Genomic DNA, 14,586 nt, shown 5'->3' on the forward strand with positions numbered 1-14,586 from the left:
GTTATTGTTTTAACAATCACGCAACGGAACCGCTACAAGGTGGTTCACATAATCAGAAAAAAGACACCCGTACTCGTACTCCCGGTTCTCCGGCGTGAGGATAAACGATGAAAAAACAATTACTTTCTACCCTTGCTGCAAGCGCATTGCTGTTGAGTGCCTCTGTCGTCCAGGCGCAGGACACCCCGTCCCGCACCGAGTGTATCGCCCCGGCCAAACCCGGCGGCGGCTTCGACCTGACCTGTAAGCTGATTCAGGTCAGCCTGCTGGAGACGAAGGCCATTGAGAAACCGATGCGCGTCACCTACATGCCCGGCGGCGTGGGCGCGGTAGCCTATAACGCCATCGTCGCCCAGCGCCCTGCTGAACCCGGCACCGTGGTGGCCTTCTCCGGCGGCTCGCTGCTGAACCTGTCGCAGGGGAAATTTGGTCGTTATGACGTAAATGACGTGCGCTGGCTCGCCACCGTGGGCACCGATTACGGCATGATCGCCGTTCGCGCGGACTCCCCGTGGAAATCCCTGAAAGATCTGCTGACCGCCATGGAAAAAGATCCGAACAGCGTGGTGATTGGCGCAGGCGCCTCTATCGGCAGCCAGGACTGGATGAAAGCCGCGCTGCTGGCGCAGCAGGCCAAAGTAGATCCGCACAAAATGCGTTACGTGGCCTTTGAAGGCGGCGGTGAGCCGGTGACGGCGCTGATGGGCAATCACGTGCAGGCAGTATCGGGCGATCTCAGCGAAATGGTGCCCTACCTGAGCGGGGATAAGATCCGCGTGCTGGCGGTCTTCTCAGAAAACCGTCTGCCGGGCCAGCTGGCAGACGTCCCAACCGCCAAAGAGCAGGGTTATAACCTGGTCTGGCCGATCATCCGTGGCTTCTTCGTCGGGCCAAAAGTGACCGACGCCGAGTACCAGTGGTGGGTGGATACCTTCGCAAAACTTCAGCAAACCGAGGAGTTCAAAAAACAGCGCGATCTGCGCGGGCTGTTTGAGTTCAACCTGAACGGCAAGCAGCTGGACGAGTACGTGAAAAAACAGGTGAATGACTATCGCGAACAGGCGAAAGCCTTTGGTCTTGCGAAATAACCGGAGGCGCTATGAGCGATCGCATTTTTGCCGGGATATGGCTGCTGCTCTGCATTGGCGGCCTGTTCGTCGCCTGGCAGATCCACAGCGAATACAGCTATGAACCCGTGGGGCCACGCCCCTTTCCCGTAGGCATTGTCGGCCTGATGCTGCTCTGCTCGGTGGCCCTGCTGCTGCGCCATCCGGACACCGTGGAGTGGCCGCCACGCCGCACGCTGCAACGTCTGCTGGTAATGGTGATTGTTCTGCTGATGTACGCGTGGGGCTTTGAGTGGCTCGGCTTCCCGATCGCCACCGCCCTGCTGACGATGGTGATTGGCATACTGTTTAACGCCTCGCTGCCTGCGGCGGGGATCTCCGGGGTCGTACTGGGCATTTTACTCTGGTACGCCTTCGACCGCCTGCTGGACGTGACCCTGCCGCTCGGCGCATGGTTTAACTAACGGAGCACGCTATGGATACCTGGATCTATCTCTCTCAGGGGTTCGCGGTAGCGATGACCCCGGAAAACCTGGTGATCGCCCTGATCGGCTGTTTCGTCGGGACGATCGTTGGCCTGCTGCCGGGCCTTGGGCCTATCAACGGCGTGGCGATTTTACTGCCGCTGGCCTTTGCGCTGCACCTGCCTGCGGAATCGGCGTTGATCCTGCTGGCGACGGTTTATATCGGCTGCGAATACGGGGGGCGTATTTCCTCGATACTGCTTAACGTGCCCGGCGATGCCGCTGCCATTATGACCGCGCTGGATGGCTATCCGATGGCGCAGCAGGGACGCGGCGGCGTGGCGCTCTCTATTTCCGCCGTCAGCTCGTTCTTTGGCTCCCTGATCGCCATTGGCGGCATCATCCTCTTCGCCCCGGCGCTGGCCCAGTGGTCGCTGGCGTTTGGTCCGGCCGAGTATTTTGCCCTGATGGTATTCGCCATCGCCTGTCTCGGCAGCATGATGGCGCAGAATCCGCTGAAGTCGTTTTTGTCTGCGTTGATTGGCCTCAGTCTGGCCACCGTCGGCGTGGATGCCAACACCGGGGTTTATCGCTTTACCTTCGACAGCGTCCACCTGTCTGACGGCGTGCAGTTTATCGTCGTGGTGATTGGTCTGTTCTCTGTCTCAGAAATCTTACTGATGCTGGAACATACCAGCAGCGGGCAGACGCTGGTGCGTAAAACCGGACGTATGCTCTTTAATGCCAAAGAGGGGGCGCAGTGTGTGGGTGCCACCCTGCGTTCAGCGGTGATCGGTTTCTTCGTCGGCATTCTGCCCGGCGCGGGGGCGACTATCGCCAGCGCCATCACCTACATGACCGAGAAAAAGCTGAGCGGTAACAGCGACAGCTTCGGCAAAGGCGATATCCGCGGCGTGGCGGCACCGGAGGCGGCGAATAACGCCTCGGCCTGCGGCTCGTTTATCCCGATGCTGACCCTCGGCGTGCCGGGCTCCGGCACCACGGCGGTGATGATGGGCGCGCTGACGCTCTATAACATCACCCCGGGTCCGGCGATGTTTACCGAGCAGCCCGATATCGTCTGGGGCTTGATTGCGGCGCTGCTGATCGCCAACGTGATGCTGCTGGTGATGAACATCCCGCTGATCGGGCTGTTCACCCGCATGCTGACCATTCCCCTGTGGTTCCTGGTCCCGGCCATCGCCGCCGTCTCTGCGGTTGGGGTGTACGCAGTGCACAGCACCACCTTCGACCTGGTGTTAATGGTGCTGCTCGGCGTGCTGGGCTACATTCTGCGCAAGATGCACTTCCCGATGTCGCCGCTGATTTTAGGGTTTGTATTGGGGGAAATGCTGGAGCAGAACCTGCGCCGCGCCCTCTCCATCAGCAATGGCAACATGGCGATCCTGTGGGAGAGCAGCGTGACGAAGATCCTGCTGGCGATGGCGATCATGGTGATTGTCGTGCCGCCGGTGCTGCGCTGGATGCGTCGACGCCAGCAGAAACCGCAGCCGGATATCGGCTGATTAGCCCCTCAACAGGGCATTGACCCACTGCCTTAACGCCTGGCGGGAGATCTTTATCCCGCCATTTTTCAGTTCTGACGGCAGCGCCAGCCAGTGTACCGGCTGCTCAAAGCGCGCCAGCCTGCCCTGAACCCACTCCGGCAACAGCGTGATATCCGTGCCCGGCTCACATTCCACTACCGCCACCGGGCGTTGCCCGTATTCGGCGTCATCCAGCGGGACGATAAACACCTGGCTTACCTGCGGATGTGTGACGATAACGCGCTCCAGCGCTTCCGGCTGGATCCCTTCTCCGCCGCTGAAAAAGAGATTGTCCATTCGGCCCAGAATGGTCAGGCGTCCGTCATGCCACTCGCCGCGATCGCGGGTGGCGAACCAGCCCTGCTCGTTGACCAGCGGCAGTAAGGCGCCGTCTCGCCAGTAGCCCGCCGCCATGCTTTCCGCCCGGATCCAGACTTCACCGTTCACCACCTGAAGGTCTCTGCCCGGCAGCGCGCTGCCCACGTCCGGCGCGCCGTCGGCCTCTTTGGCGCAGACGGTGGAGGCGAACTCGGTCAGACCGTAGCCGCAGAACGTGCGGATCCCCTGCTTGCGCGCCTGTTCGGTCAGCTCAACGGGGATTTCCGCCCCGCCGAGCAGCACGGCTTTCAGCGCAACGGGATGGTGTGAATTGAGCAGCCGCCACAGCTGCGTCGGCACCAGCGAGGCGTGGGTACAGCCCTGCAGGGCCTGCTCCAGCGGCTGTTTTTCACGCACGGTGAGACGGCCTCCGCCCTGCAACCAGCGCCACAAAATCCCCTGACCGGAGACGTGAAACAGCGGCAAGGACAGCAGCCAGTCGTCATCACCGCCATAAGGCATCAGCGACAACACGCCTTTTGCGCTGGCAAGGTGGGCGGCACAGGTGTGCACCGCCGCTTTTGGCAAGCCGGTGGAGCCGGAGGTGAGCGTCATCGAGGCCAGCCGTTCTGCCCGCCACGTCACGCCGCCCTGCTCCTCGCCCTCTCTTAATACCAGCCCAGGCAGACCGTCATACTCACCGTTAAGCACCAGCGCAAAGCGCAGGGTCATCTGCGGCAGGAGGACGTCCAGCAGTGGACGGGGAAGCTGAGGGTTCACCGGCAAAATGCGGGCGCCGCACTGAAGCAGCGCCAGCCAGGCCAGCAGGGTCTGCGGATGGTTGTGGGCGAGCAGCATGACGCCGTCCCCGTCCCTGACACCCTGAGACTGAAAACCGGCTGCCAGACGATCGATACGCTCGCCCAACTGTGACCAGTTGAGCGTTATATCGTCTAAACGCAGCGCGGGTGTATCGGCACTCCTGGAGCGCCAGTGCCGCCACGGCCAGTCGGTAAAAGTCATTGCAGCGGCTCCAGCGTCCCGACATCGAGGCACGGCAAGGTGCTGTCCGGCCACTGGCGAATCAGCTGGGCCTGCATCAGGTTTAGCGTATCAAGACCGGGAACGGTGTCCGGCGTTAACCATGCAGCGATGCGCGCCAGTTGCGTCAGCCCGAGGCTGGATTCGATGGATGAACTGATCACCGCCGTCAGCCCTGCGGCATGGGCCGCCGCAACCTGCTCGCGCACCTTGTCGAGGCTGCCGGTCAGCGTTGGCTTAATGACCACGGCACCGACGCCCGGCTCGGCGGCAAACGTAAAACCGGCTTCGCGCAGGCTCTCATCCCAGGCAATGGCAATGCCGGTTTCCCGGGCGAAGGCGCGAGAGTCGTCGCGCGTTTTGCACGGCTCTTCGAGAAACGCGATGCGGTTGCGGTACGCCGGGTTGACGTACTTCGCAAACTGCTGCGCCCTGAGCGGCGTCCAGGCGCGGTTGGCGTCCAGGCGCAGGTGCAGATCGGGAATGGCTTCCAGTAACAGGTTAACCACCATTCCGTCGCGCACCGCTTCGTACAGGCCGACCTTAATTTTCGCCACCTTCTCGCCAGGCATCCCGGAGAGCAGCACGAAAAGTTCATCCGGATCGCCGGAACAGAGTGGCGCGGCGCGATAATTCGCCGCATCCGGCAAACGGCCGTCCAGCTCTGCCAGCGCGCAGCTGATGCCGAACGCGACGGAAGGAACGTCCGGCAGCGACGGATCTGCCCCCTCACGCCATTCGTGCGTCCAGGCCATCAGCGCCGCCTGCGCCTCATCCAGCGTTTCCAGGCTAAAGCCCGGAAGCGGGGCGATTTCGCCCCACCCTTCCCGCTCGCCCTGCCGGAGATGCACGAAAAAGCCATCACGGGTTTTTAACCGCCTTTCACGCAGTACCACGCCCGCGTCCATCGGTATCTGCCAGCGGTAAACCTGCGCGCGACGCATTACGGGTTCCGTTTGTATTTGCTGAAGTCTGGCTGGCGTTTTTCGTTGAACGCGTTGCGCCCTTCCTGACCCTCTTCGGTCATATAGAACAGCATGGTGGCGTTACCCGCCAGCTCCTGAAGTCCCGCCTGACCGTCACAGTCGGCGTTGAGGGCCGCTTTCAGGCAGCGCAGCGCCATTGGGCTGTTTTGCAGCATTTCGCGACACCAGCGCACGGTCTCTTTTTCCAGATCGGCGATCGGCACCACGGTGTTAACCAGCCCCATGTCCAGCGCTTCCTGGGCGTTGTACTGACGGCACAGGAACCAGATTTCGCGGGCTTTTTTCTGGCCGACGATGCGCGCCATGTAGGACGCCCCCCAGCCGCCGTCGAAGGAGCCAACTTTCGGGCCAGTCTGACCGAAAATGGCATTTTCCGCCGCGATAGTCAGGTCACACATCATGTGCAGCACGTGACCGCCGCCGATGGAATAACCTGCCACCATCGCAACCACTGGTTTTGGACAGGTGCGGATCTGGCGCTGGAAATCCAGCACGTTCAGGTGGTGCGTGCCGGCATCATCCTGGTATCCGCCGTAGTCGCCGCGGACTTTCTGATCGCCGCCCGAGCAGAAGGCTTTCTCCCCTTCCCCGGTGAGGATGATGACGCCGATGTTGTCGTCGTAGCGGGCATCCGCCAGCGCCTGGATCATCTCTTTTACGGTCAGCGGACGAAACGCGTTGCGTACCTGTGGACGATTGATGGTGATTTTGGCGATACCATCGGTGGATTTGTGGTAGCGAATGTCGGTGTAGCCTTCGGAGCAGTCCTGCCATTCAACCGGCGCGTAAAGCATGTTTTCATCAGGATAGATCATAGCGTGTCCTTTGTTCGATAACGCAGTATCTGAGCCAGACTCGCGGCAACCGCTTCCGGGTTGTCCCGGTGGGCGTTGTGTCCGGCATGAGGGATAGCATGACGCATGGCGTTAAGTTCAGCAGCGATGGCTGCAAACTTCCCGTCACGTTCGCCATAGAGATAGTCGAAAGAAAAATCACGCGCGGTGAGCGCGGGACGTAAATCAGGCTGAACGGCAAGCGAGGTGGCTTCCAGCATCTCAGCCAGCCTCGGGCCGTTGTTCCGGCTACGCAGCGCGATCAGCGCGTTGCGCTGTTCATCCGTAAGGGAGGTAAAGACCGGCTGTTGATACCAGTCGGCAAAGACGGCTTCAAGCGGCTCACTGCGAAAACGTGACGCCCAGCGGCGGTCCGAGGTCAGCCGCGTCTGGCGCGCCTCGACGTCTTGCAGCCCAGGGTGTCCACCTTCCACAATCACCCCGTCTAACCCCGCAGGATGCTGGCAGGCATGGAACATCGCAATGCGGCCACCGAGTGAGTACCCTACCAGCCAGTAATTTAGTATGTTGTAACTAATTAAGGTATACGTGAGCAATTCACTTACCTCTGCAAACCCCGTCACGCCCGTATCCGCTGAACCACCGTGCCCGGGCAGGTCAAGGTAGAGCCTGGGGTAGTCATGCAGCGACGCCCCAACGGTCTGCCACTCACGACAGTCGCCGGAAAAACCGTGCAGGAAAACCAGCCAGGGGTAGCCTGGTTTTCCGGGCTGAGTGACGCCAGCGAGGATCACAGGTGACTCACCTGCGCCAGCAGATGTTGCAGCTTCTGCGCGCCGTCAGAATCGTTTACCACCAGCTCAATCAGCGTCGCGCCAGGCTGCCGCCAGGCGGTGTTCAGCGCCGTCTCCAGCGCGTCCCAGTTTTCCGGGCGATGGTACTTCAGGCTGAACATGGCGGCGGCGTGTTCGAACTGCACGTTTTGCGGCATCAGATAGAAGCGCTCACGTTCGCTTTGCGGCGTCGGCAGCAGGGAGAAAATCTGTCCGCCGTTATTGTTAACAACAATCAGCACGAACGGAGCCGACGCCTGACGCAGGAGCGCCAGCGCGTTGAGATCGTAGAGGGCTGAGAGATCCCCCACAATCGCCAGCGTGGATTTTGCGCTGGCCCGCTGTACGCCAGCGGCGGTGGAGATCAGCCCGTCAATGCCGCTCGCGCCCCGGTTGCTGTATACCGGATAACCCGCGGGCAGCTGCGAAAAGGCGTCAATCAGGCGCACCACCAGGCTGTTACCGACAAAAAGTTGCCCCTGCTCGGGAAGATATTTGCGGATACGGTGCGCCAGCCCGGCTTCACTGAACTCCTCGCACTGCGCTTTGGTGAGTTCCCACGCCTGACGCGACAGCGCCGGGATCTCCACCGCCCAGGGTTTGCGTTTTTCCGCCGGATGCAATTCCAGCCAGCTGTCAATATCGCTCACCAGGCGGCGACCGCGATGGTGCGCCGGGTCAAGGCGTCCTTCGAGCGGGTCCACCAGCCAGTACTCTTCTGGCGTACAGGTGGCCTGCCACTGGAGCAGTCGCTTGCCCGTCAGGCTCGAGCCCAGCTGGACGACAATTTGCGCCTGCGCCAGCTCGGTGACCGCTTTCGCGTTCCCCAGCCAGAGGTCAGCGCAGGGCAGCGGCTGGCCCGTCTGGGAAAGCACGTCACCAATCAGCGGCCAGCCAAGCGTTTGTGCCCACTCCGCCGCCAGCTTGCCTTCCGCCGCACTCATCCGCCCGGCAATCACCACCCCGCGCTTCTGGCGCCAGAAGAACCAGTCGCGCTGCTTAGCGCTTTCCAGATGCGTCTGCTCACGCAGCCAGGGCTTTTCGCTCTCCCACCATTCTCCCAGCTGCTGTTGCCAGGCTAGGCCGGTCTCGTTCATTTCGCCGTACAGCGGTTCGGCAAACGGGCAGTTAATGTGCAGCCCGCCGCTGCGCAGTGCGTTCATGGCGTGGTCGAGAGTTGAGACCAGCCAGCTGGCGGGAATATCCTGGGTGGGGCGCGGCAACGAGACCGTCTGTGAAGGATGCGAGGCAAAAATGCCAGGCTGACGAATCGCCTGGTTCGCGCCGCAGTCAATAAGTTCCGGAGGACGATCGGCGGTGAGTAAAATCAGCTTTTCGCCGGTTAACCCCGCTTCAATCAGCGCCGGATAGAGGTTTGCCACCGCCGTGCCGGAAGTCACTATCACCGCCACGGGCGCGTTGCTGACTTTCGCCAGCCCGAGCGCCAGGTGGCCGAGACCACGCTCGTCAAAATGGGTGTGATGAATAAAAGCCCTGTTTTCCGCCGCAGCAAGGGTGAGCGGCGTGGAGCGAGAGCCCGGAGCAATACACACATGCCTGACACCATGGCGAGTCAGGGCTTCAAGGATCACCGTCGCCCAGCGTCGGTTAAAAGAACTTACTGACATGAGATTGTCCAGTATCAAGAATGCGACACAGTATAAATAATAGAAAAAGTCAGAATTTTGATATGAATCGGGATTGCACGAATCAGTATTAATCCCTCAGGAGGAGGGAACGCAGCCCGGCGGCCTTATTTTCGATCTCCTGCCACTCCTGCTCTGGATCGGAGCCGCTGACGATGCCCGCCCCCGCATAAAGACGCAGCGCGGCGTCATGAACGCGGGCGGAGCGTAATGCCACGCAGAACTCGCTTTGATTGCGCGATAAATAGCCCGCCGATCCGGCGTACCACTCCCGGTCAAACGGCTCCACTTTCGCAATAAATTCTCGCGCTGCCTGACGCGGCAGCCCGGCCACCGCCGCCGTCGGTTGCAGAATATGCAGACACTGCTCGTCATCAGACTGTTTGAGTTCGGTCCAGATACAGCGGCGTAAATGCTGCACCTTGCGCAGACGCAGCACCTGCGCTGGGAGGATCTCCAGCGTCCGGGTATGGTGCTGAAGACGCTGGCAGATATCTTCCACCACCAGCATATTTTCCCGCTGATTTTTGTCGTCGTTCATCAGCCAGTCGCCCAGACGCTGGGCCTGCTTATCGTCAGAATGGCTGGCGACGGTGCCTGCCAGCGCTTCAGTGCGCAGCAGCATGCCGCGTCGCCGCCAAAGTCGCTCGGGCGTCGAGCCGAGGAACGCGTTGCTGGCGTCAAAGACCATACAAAAATGATAGCAGTTGAGGTTTAGCGCGCGGCTGGCGGCCATTAGCGCGATGGCGTTCACGGGCTGCCGGCACTGCACGTCTGTAGCACGTGCGAGCACCACTTTCTCAAAATCGCCGCGAGCAAGGGTATCCGTCGCCTGACGAATCAACGCCAGCCATTCCGGTTTTTCCGGATGATGGGTTTCCTGCACAATCTGCACGGACAACGGGCGGATCGGCGCGGCGTCGCGCAGGTTATCAATAAACTTCAGTGCGTCACCGGCATCGTCACACAGCGACGTTTCGCTCCACAGTTGCAGGCGCAGCGTGGCGACCCCGCCAGACCGTCGCCAGAGAAGGCGCGGTAAAAACAGCTTTCCCTGTGCCGGGTTGAAGGCGTTCAGGCCGCAGATACGGGTATCATTGGCTACGTCATGGGTGTGCAAAAACCGGGAGGCCGAGGCCAGAGAGTCAAAATGGGCGAGGCTTCCGAGCGCGGCAAGTTCTTCATCACCGCTCCGCTGTTGCCAGTAAAACTGGGGATAGCATCGCTGCACACCCAGCCAGGCCAGCGGATCGAAGGCGTCGTTTAACGGGAAAGAGACATCGAAATGGCGTAAACCGGGTGTAGCGGGTAACGCTTGCGCAAGCTGAGTGCGCAGGCGTTCCAGCGCGATGGAAATCGAATGCACGCGAACCTCTCCCTGTTAAAACCTTACATTATACGGGGTACTGATGATAAATAGCAGTACCCACGTGTAGGGAGGGGTTTACCGGCTTAACGACGGGCTAACAGCAGGCCCAGCACCAGCCCTACGGCCGCACCGACCCCAATGCCCTGCCACGGCTTTTCGTGCACATAATCGTCGGCACGATAAACCGCCTGTTTGGCGCGGTAGTAGTAATTGTCGGATGCGTTGCTGACGCGGTTTTTCACGTCATGCAGCGCCTGCTCGGCGCGGGCTTTGAGCTCAATGTACTTCTGATCGGCAGGATCGCCTGAAGAGCGCAGTACTTCTTCCAGCGTTTCGCTTAACAGCGTTAAATCGTCGTCTGCTCGGGTATCCCAGGATTGAAATGACATATTTTTCTCCATGTTAGTACACCAGTCCGATAACTATAGACAACGTCTCGCTATTGCGCCTGTTTCGCTTCGCGCGCCATACCAATATGTGGGATGCCATCTTCATCGTAAATGTCCGTGACTGGGGTAAAACCAAAATGGCCATAGAATGATTGCAAATGCGCCTGCGCGCCCAGGTATAACGCCTTGTCTGGCCACCGTTTCAGGCATGCGTCCAGCGTTTTTTCCATCAGCTGATAGCCCAGCTTTTCACCGCGCGCGCTTCCGCTGATAATGACGCGGCCAATGACGACAGGGTCAAAATCCTCTTCGCTTTTCAGAATCCTCGTATACGCCACCAGCTCGTTATCGCGCCAGCCGAGGATGTGCCGGTTCTCGCCGACCAGGTCATCGCCGTCGATATCCTGATACGGGCAGGTTTGTTCAACCACAAAAACTTCGCAGCGCAGTTTGAGCAGGGCGTAGAGTGACTGAATAGTCAGTTCGCTGTGGTGTAGATCTTGCCACTGGATCATGTGTTTCTCCTTCCTGGGGTTCATCACGTTATACTAAACCCCTTCCCATTCGGCAAAGGGCTGATTGCGTTATGGAACTGATTTTTCTGGGTACGTCCGCGGGCGTGCCAACCCGCTCACGAAACGTGACGGCGATTCTGCTGGATCTTAAGCATCCTACCCGCGGCGGGCTGTGGCTGTTTGACTGCGGCGAAGGTACGCAGCATCAGTTGCTGCATACCTCATACCACCCGGGGAAAGTGGATAAAATATTTATCACCCATCTGCACGGCGACCATCTGTTTGGCCTGCCGGGCCTGCTGTGTAGCCGTTCGATGGCCGGTAACGCTAACCCGCTGACCATTTATGGCCCTGCGGGTATTCAGGCATTCGTTGAGACCACGCTGCGCCTGAGCGGCTCGTGGACCGATTATCCGCTGGAGGTGGTTGAGATCGGCGAAGGTCTGGTGTTCGACGACGGAGATTACCAGGTGCGCGCTTACCCGCTTAACCATCCGGTGGAATGCTACGGCTATCGCGTTGAGGAGCATGACAAGCCCGGCGCGCTGAACGCCGCCGCGTTGCAGGCCGATGGGGTGAAACCTGGCCCGCTGTTCCAGCGTCTGAAGCACGGCGAGACCGTCACGCTGGAAGACGGGCGCGTCATCAACGGTCAGGATTACCTTGCGCCGCCGCAGCCGGGCAAAAAACTGGCTATTTTTGGGGATACCGCCCCCTGCCCTTCGGCGCTCCGGCTTGCCGGGGGTGTGGATGTGATGGTGCATGAGGCAACGCTGGAAGCGGCGATGGAAGAAAAAGCCAACAGCCGGGGGCACAGCTCAACGCGTCAGGCTGCGCAGCTGGCGCGCGAGGCTGGCGTCCGGAAACTGATTGTCACTCACGTCAGCTCACGCTATGACGTCCGCGGCTGTGAAAGCCTGCTGGCAGAGTGTCGGGAGGTGTTCCCGGCATGCGAGCTGGCGGAAGATTTTGCTCAGGTCAGCGTTTAGTCCTTCATTTTTCCCTCAGGGTGCCGATAACGATTAAAAGGCCAGCATTTCTCTTGAGGGTAGAATGGATAATTTCCAGAAAGATATTGATGACAGGGCGAACCTGACCCAGTCCAACCGTTTTGAACTGTTGCTGTTCCGTCTTGGCACCTCTCTGAACGAAAATAAATCCGAGCTGTTCGGCATCAACGTGTTCAAACTGCGCGAAATTGTGCCGATGCCGACCTTCACCAAACCAGCGGGAATGAAGTCTCCGCTGATGGGGATGGTAAATATTCGCGACCAGGTGATCCCGGTGATCGATCTGGCCGCCGTCGCCGGCTGCAAGCCAGCCACCGGGCTAAACATTTTGCTGATCACCGAATATGCCCGCAGCGTGCAGGCGTTTGCCGTGGAATCGGTGGAGAACATCATGCGTCTCGACTGGAAGCAGGTGCACGCCGCGGAAACCGCCGTCAGCGGTCGCTACATCACCAGCATTGCCTGTCTGGACGAAAAGACCGATACCAACGATCTGGCAATGGTGCTCGACGTGGAGCAGATCCTGTATGACATCACCCCGGCGAACCACGATCTGCACGCCACCCATCTGGAAACCACCAAATTCAACATCAAGCCTGGCTCTGTCGCGATTGTTGCTGAAGACTCGAAAGTAGCGCGCTCAATGCTGGAGAAGGGATTGCAGGCAATGGAGATCCCGGCTCAGCTACATATCACCGGCAAAGACGCATGGGAGAAAATCACTCAGCTGGCCGCGCAGGCTCAGGCTGAGGGCGTCCCCGTTACCGATAAGATTGCCCTGGTATTAACCGACCTCGAAATGCCGGAGATGGACGGCTTTACGCTGACGCGCAAAATCAAAACTGACCCGGTACTGAAAGATATTCCGGTGGTGATCCACTCGTCTCTTTCCGGCAACGCGAACGAAGATCATATACGCAAAGTGAAGGCTGACGGCTATGTGGCGAAGTTTGAGCTGAATGAGCTGTCGTCGGTGATTGAAGAGGTGCTGGACCGCTCGATGAAGAAGATTGACGGGCCGCTTATAAGCAGGAAGCAGTTAGCTTAGTCGGGTGGCGCTTCGCTTACCCGACCTACAAGACCCTTAGGCCCTGCAAGCGTAGCGCCGCTGGGCAATAAAAAACCCGCCGAGGCGGGTTTTTTGCTTTTACATCAGCGGCATCGCGCGCTGCACAATCTCAATCAGCGGCTGCGGATAGATACCGAAGATTAGCACCAGAAGCGCGGAGATCAGCACCACGATCCCCCCGGCGCTGTACTGCCAGTTGGACGGTGCATCACGGTTGAGCTGCTGAGGCGCGCTCAGGTACAGGCTCACAGCCACACGCAGGTAGTAGTAAAGACCAATCGCGGAGCCGATAACGACACCGGCAGTCAGCCACCACAGACCCGCCTGCACACCGACGGCCAGCACGTAGAACTTACCGATAAAGCCCAGCGTCATCGGGATACCCGCCAGAGAGAGCATCATCACGGTCATTACCGCAGACAGAATCGGACGGTGCCAGAACAGACCACGGTAGGAGAACAGGGAATCTGCATCCGGGCCACGGTACGGGCTGGACATCAGGCTCACCACGCCGAACGCGCCGAGACTGCTGAACAGGTAACCGGCCAGATACACACCCACGGTTTCCATCGACATCTCACCGCTTTGCAGCGCAATCAGCGCCACCAGCAGGTAGCCCAGATGGGAGATTGAGGAGTAGCCCAGCAGACGCTTAATGTTGGTCTGGCTCAGCGCCATCAGGTTACCGAAGATGATGGAGACGAACGCGATAATGCCCAGCACTACGCGAACCGCTTCGCTGTCACCCACCGGGGCGTACAGGAACAGACGCATGACCACGCCAAAGATAGCGATTTTACTCGCCGTCGCCAGGAAGGTAGAGACCGGCGCTGGCGCACCCTGATAAACGTCTGGCGTCCACAGGTGGAACGGCACCAGAGAGAGTTTAAAGCCAAGGCCTACAATCATCATGCCCAGACCCGCCAGCAGCAGCGGCTCATGCATCATGCCGTCGCCGAGGCTCTTGCCGAGCGCCAGGAAGGAGAGGTTACCCGTCTGTGCATACAGCAGCGCGATACCGAACAGCAGGAACGACGACGCAGCAGCGGACAAGATGGTGTACTTGATAGCCGCTTCCAGTGAGCGTTTCTGGCGGAAGGCGTAACCAATCAGGCCGAACAGCGGCAGTGAGATCAGCTCAATACCGAGGAACAGCGCGGCCATGTGGTTCGCGTTCGCCAGCAGAATGCCGCCCAGTGCGGCAATCAGTACCAGCAGGTAAAACTCTTCTTTGTTGTCGTTGTACCCTTCGAGCCACGGGTACGCAAAGGTACAGGTTGCCAGGCTCGCCAGCAGCACCAGACCGGTGTAGAGCATGGCGTAGCCGTCAACGCGCATCAGCGGCGTGACGTCCATTGCGCCCGCCTGGCCAACAAACCAGAGGGAGACTAACGCAGCGTTCAGACCCAGAACGGACAGGGTCGCATTCAGGAAGTGATTGCGTCGCCACGCAATGGAGAGCATCACAACCACCACCGTCAATCCGACGATCAGCAGCGGTAGCAGCGCGATCAGTTGTTGTGGAGTTATTGTCATGG

General features: G+C 59.7%; 14 protein-coding genes. 5 read left to right on the top strand and 9 right to left on the bottom strand.

Features of this window, described 5'->3' with window-relative positions; translation table 11 throughout:
- Nucleotides 1–107: 107 nt before the first annotated feature.
- Genes L2Y28_RS15075 through L2Y28_RS15085 form a run of 3 tightly spaced genes read left to right on the top strand, consistent with a single transcriptional unit; the run spans nucleotide 108 to nucleotide 3,057 of the window.
- Nucleotides 108–1,088 carry a tripartite tricarboxylate transporter substrate binding protein gene (locus L2Y28_RS15075; RefSeq protein WP_022648812.1) on the top strand — a complete coding sequence of 327 codons (981 nt, stop codon included), beginning with the start codon at nucleotides 108–110 and terminating at the stop codon, nucleotides 1,086–1,088.
- Nucleotides 1,089–1,099: 11 nt separating this feature from the next.
- Entirely contained in the window at nucleotides 1,100–1,531 is a 432-nt protein-coding gene (locus tag L2Y28_RS15080; protein ID WP_022648813.1) for a tripartite tricarboxylate transporter TctB family protein, read from the top strand.
- 11 nt (nucleotides 1,532–1,542) lie between these two features.
- On the top strand, nucleotides 1,543–3,057 hold the full coding sequence (locus L2Y28_RS15085; RefSeq protein ID WP_022648814.1) for a tripartite tricarboxylate transporter permease: 1,515 nt from the start codon (nucleotides 1,543–1,545) through the stop codon (nucleotides 3,055–3,057).
- On the opposite strand, the gene menE is transcribed toward L2Y28_RS15085, so the two are convergent.
- The 8 genes from menE to L2Y28_RS15125 form a co-directional block, all read right to left on the bottom strand.
- Entirely contained in the window at nucleotides 3,058–4,419 is a 1,362-nt protein-coding gene (gene menE / locus L2Y28_RS15090; RefSeq protein WP_022648815.1) for an o-succinylbenzoate--CoA ligase, read from the bottom strand.
- Nucleotides 4,416–5,381, bottom strand: coding sequence for an o-succinylbenzoate synthase (menC, locus tag L2Y28_RS15095; protein WP_022648816.1), 966 nt, complete (start codon nucleotides 5,379–5,381; stop codon nucleotides 4,416–4,418). Before menC ends, menE begins: the two co-directional genes overlap by 4 nt.
- A complete protein-coding gene (gene menB, locus L2Y28_RS15100; protein WP_022648817.1) occupies nucleotides 5,381–6,238 on the bottom strand; it encodes a 1,4-dihydroxy-2-naphthoyl-CoA synthase in 858 nt (285 codons plus the stop codon). Before menB ends, menC begins: the two co-directional genes overlap by 1 nt.
- Nucleotides 6,235–7,011: a 2-succinyl-6-hydroxy-2,4-cyclohexadiene-1-carboxylate synthase gene (gene menH, locus L2Y28_RS15105; protein ID WP_022648818.1), complete on the bottom strand. Its 777-nt coding sequence runs from the start codon at nucleotides 7,009–7,011 to the stop codon at nucleotides 6,235–6,237. The genes menB and menH overlap by 4 nt, the downstream gene beginning before the upstream one ends.
- Entirely contained in the window at nucleotides 7,008–8,678 is a 1,671-nt protein-coding gene (gene menD, locus L2Y28_RS15110) for a 2-succinyl-5-enolpyruvyl-6-hydroxy-3-cyclohexene-1-carboxylic-acid synthase (protein WP_022648819.1), read from the bottom strand. The genes menH and menD overlap by 4 nt, the downstream gene beginning before the upstream one ends.
- 88 nt (nucleotides 8,679–8,766) lie before the next feature.
- On the bottom strand, nucleotides 8,767–10,062 hold the full coding sequence (menF, locus tag L2Y28_RS15115; protein ID WP_022648820.1) for an isochorismate synthase MenF: 1,296 nt from the start codon (nucleotides 10,060–10,062) through the stop codon (nucleotides 8,767–8,769).
- A gap of 86 nt (nucleotides 10,063–10,148) precedes the next feature.
- Nucleotides 10,149–10,454 carry a stress response protein ElaB gene (gene elaB / locus L2Y28_RS15120; RefSeq protein ID WP_022648821.1) on the bottom strand — a complete coding sequence of 102 codons (306 nt, stop codon included), beginning with the start codon at nucleotides 10,452–10,454 and terminating at the stop codon, nucleotides 10,149–10,151.
- Between the two features lie 50 nt (nucleotides 10,455–10,504).
- A complete protein-coding gene (locus tag L2Y28_RS15125; RefSeq protein ID WP_022648822.1) occupies nucleotides 10,505–10,969 on the bottom strand; it encodes a GNAT family N-acetyltransferase in 465 nt (154 codons plus the stop codon).
- Nucleotides 10,970–11,040: 71 nt separating this feature from the next.
- Between L2Y28_RS15125 and rbn the strand changes: the two genes are divergently transcribed.
- Nucleotides 11,041–11,958: a ribonuclease BN gene (gene rbn / locus L2Y28_RS15130; RefSeq protein ID WP_022648823.1), complete on the top strand. Its 918-nt coding sequence runs from the start codon at nucleotides 11,041–11,043 to the stop codon at nucleotides 11,956–11,958.
- Between the two features lie 64 nt (nucleotides 11,959–12,022).
- The gene (locus tag L2Y28_RS15135; protein WP_022648824.1) at nucleotides 12,023–13,027 is read left to right on the top strand and encodes a chemotaxis protein; all 1,005 of its coding nucleotides are present in this window, start codon (nucleotides 12,023–12,025) and stop codon (nucleotides 13,025–13,027) included.
- Between the two features lie 99 nt (nucleotides 13,028–13,126).
- On the opposite strand, the gene nuoN is transcribed toward L2Y28_RS15135, so the two are convergent.
- Nucleotides 13,127–14,584, bottom strand: a complete 1,458-nt coding sequence (nuoN, locus tag L2Y28_RS15140; RefSeq protein ID WP_022648825.1) for an NADH-quinone oxidoreductase subunit NuoN — start codon at nucleotides 14,582–14,584, stop codon at nucleotides 13,127–13,129.
- Nucleotides 14,585–14,586 lie beyond the last annotated feature (2 nt).

The sequence above is a fragment of the Enterobacter sp. JH25 genome, from assembly GCF_021725435.1.
GTDB lineage: Bacteria > Pseudomonadota > Gammaproteobacteria > Enterobacterales > Enterobacteriaceae > Enterobacter > Enterobacter intestinihominis.

What these genes read in the sequence shown, in the direction of transcription:
- L2Y28_RS15075 (WP_022648812.1), top strand. Translation starts at nt 108, where the DNA reads ATGAAAAAACAATTACTTTCTACCCTTGCTGCAAGCGCATTGCTGTTG.
- L2Y28_RS15080 (WP_022648813.1), top strand. Translation starts at nt 1,100, where the DNA reads ATGAGCGATCGCATTTTTGCCGGGATATGGCTGCTGCTCTGCATTGGC.
- L2Y28_RS15085 (WP_022648814.1), top strand. Translation starts at nt 1,543, where the DNA reads ATGGATACCTGGATCTATCTCTCTCAGGGGTTCGCGGTAGCGATGACC.
- menE (WP_022648815.1), bottom strand. Translation starts at nt 4,419, where the DNA reads ATGACTTTTACCGACTGGCCGTGGCGGCACTGGCGCTCCAGGAGTGCC.
- menC (WP_022648816.1), bottom strand. Translation starts at nt 5,381, where the DNA reads ATGCGTCGCGCGCAGGTTTACCGCTGGCAGATACCGATGGACGCGGGC.
- menB (WP_022648817.1), bottom strand. Translation starts at nt 6,238, where the DNA reads ATGATCTATCCTGATGAAAACATGCTTTACGCGCCGGTTGAATGGCAG.
- menD (WP_022648819.1), bottom strand. Translation starts at nt 8,678, where the DNA reads ATGTCAGTAAGTTCTTTTAACCGACGCTGGGCGACGGTGATCCTTGAA.
- elaB (WP_022648821.1), bottom strand. Translation starts at nt 10,454, where the DNA reads ATGTCATTTCAATCCTGGGATACCCGAGCAGACGACGATTTAACGCTG.
- L2Y28_RS15125 (WP_022648822.1), bottom strand. Translation starts at nt 10,969, where the DNA reads ATGATCCAGTGGCAAGATCTACACCACAGCGAACTGACTATTCAGTCA.
- rbn (WP_022648823.1), top strand. Translation starts at nt 11,041, where the DNA reads ATGGAACTGATTTTTCTGGGTACGTCCGCGGGCGTGCCAACCCGCTCA.
- L2Y28_RS15135 (WP_022648824.1), top strand. Translation starts at nt 12,023, where the DNA reads ATGGATAATTTCCAGAAAGATATTGATGACAGGGCGAACCTGACCCAG.
- nuoN (WP_022648825.1), bottom strand. Translation starts at nt 14,584, where the DNA reads ATGACAATAACTCCACAACAACTGATCGCGCTGCTACCGCTGCTGATC.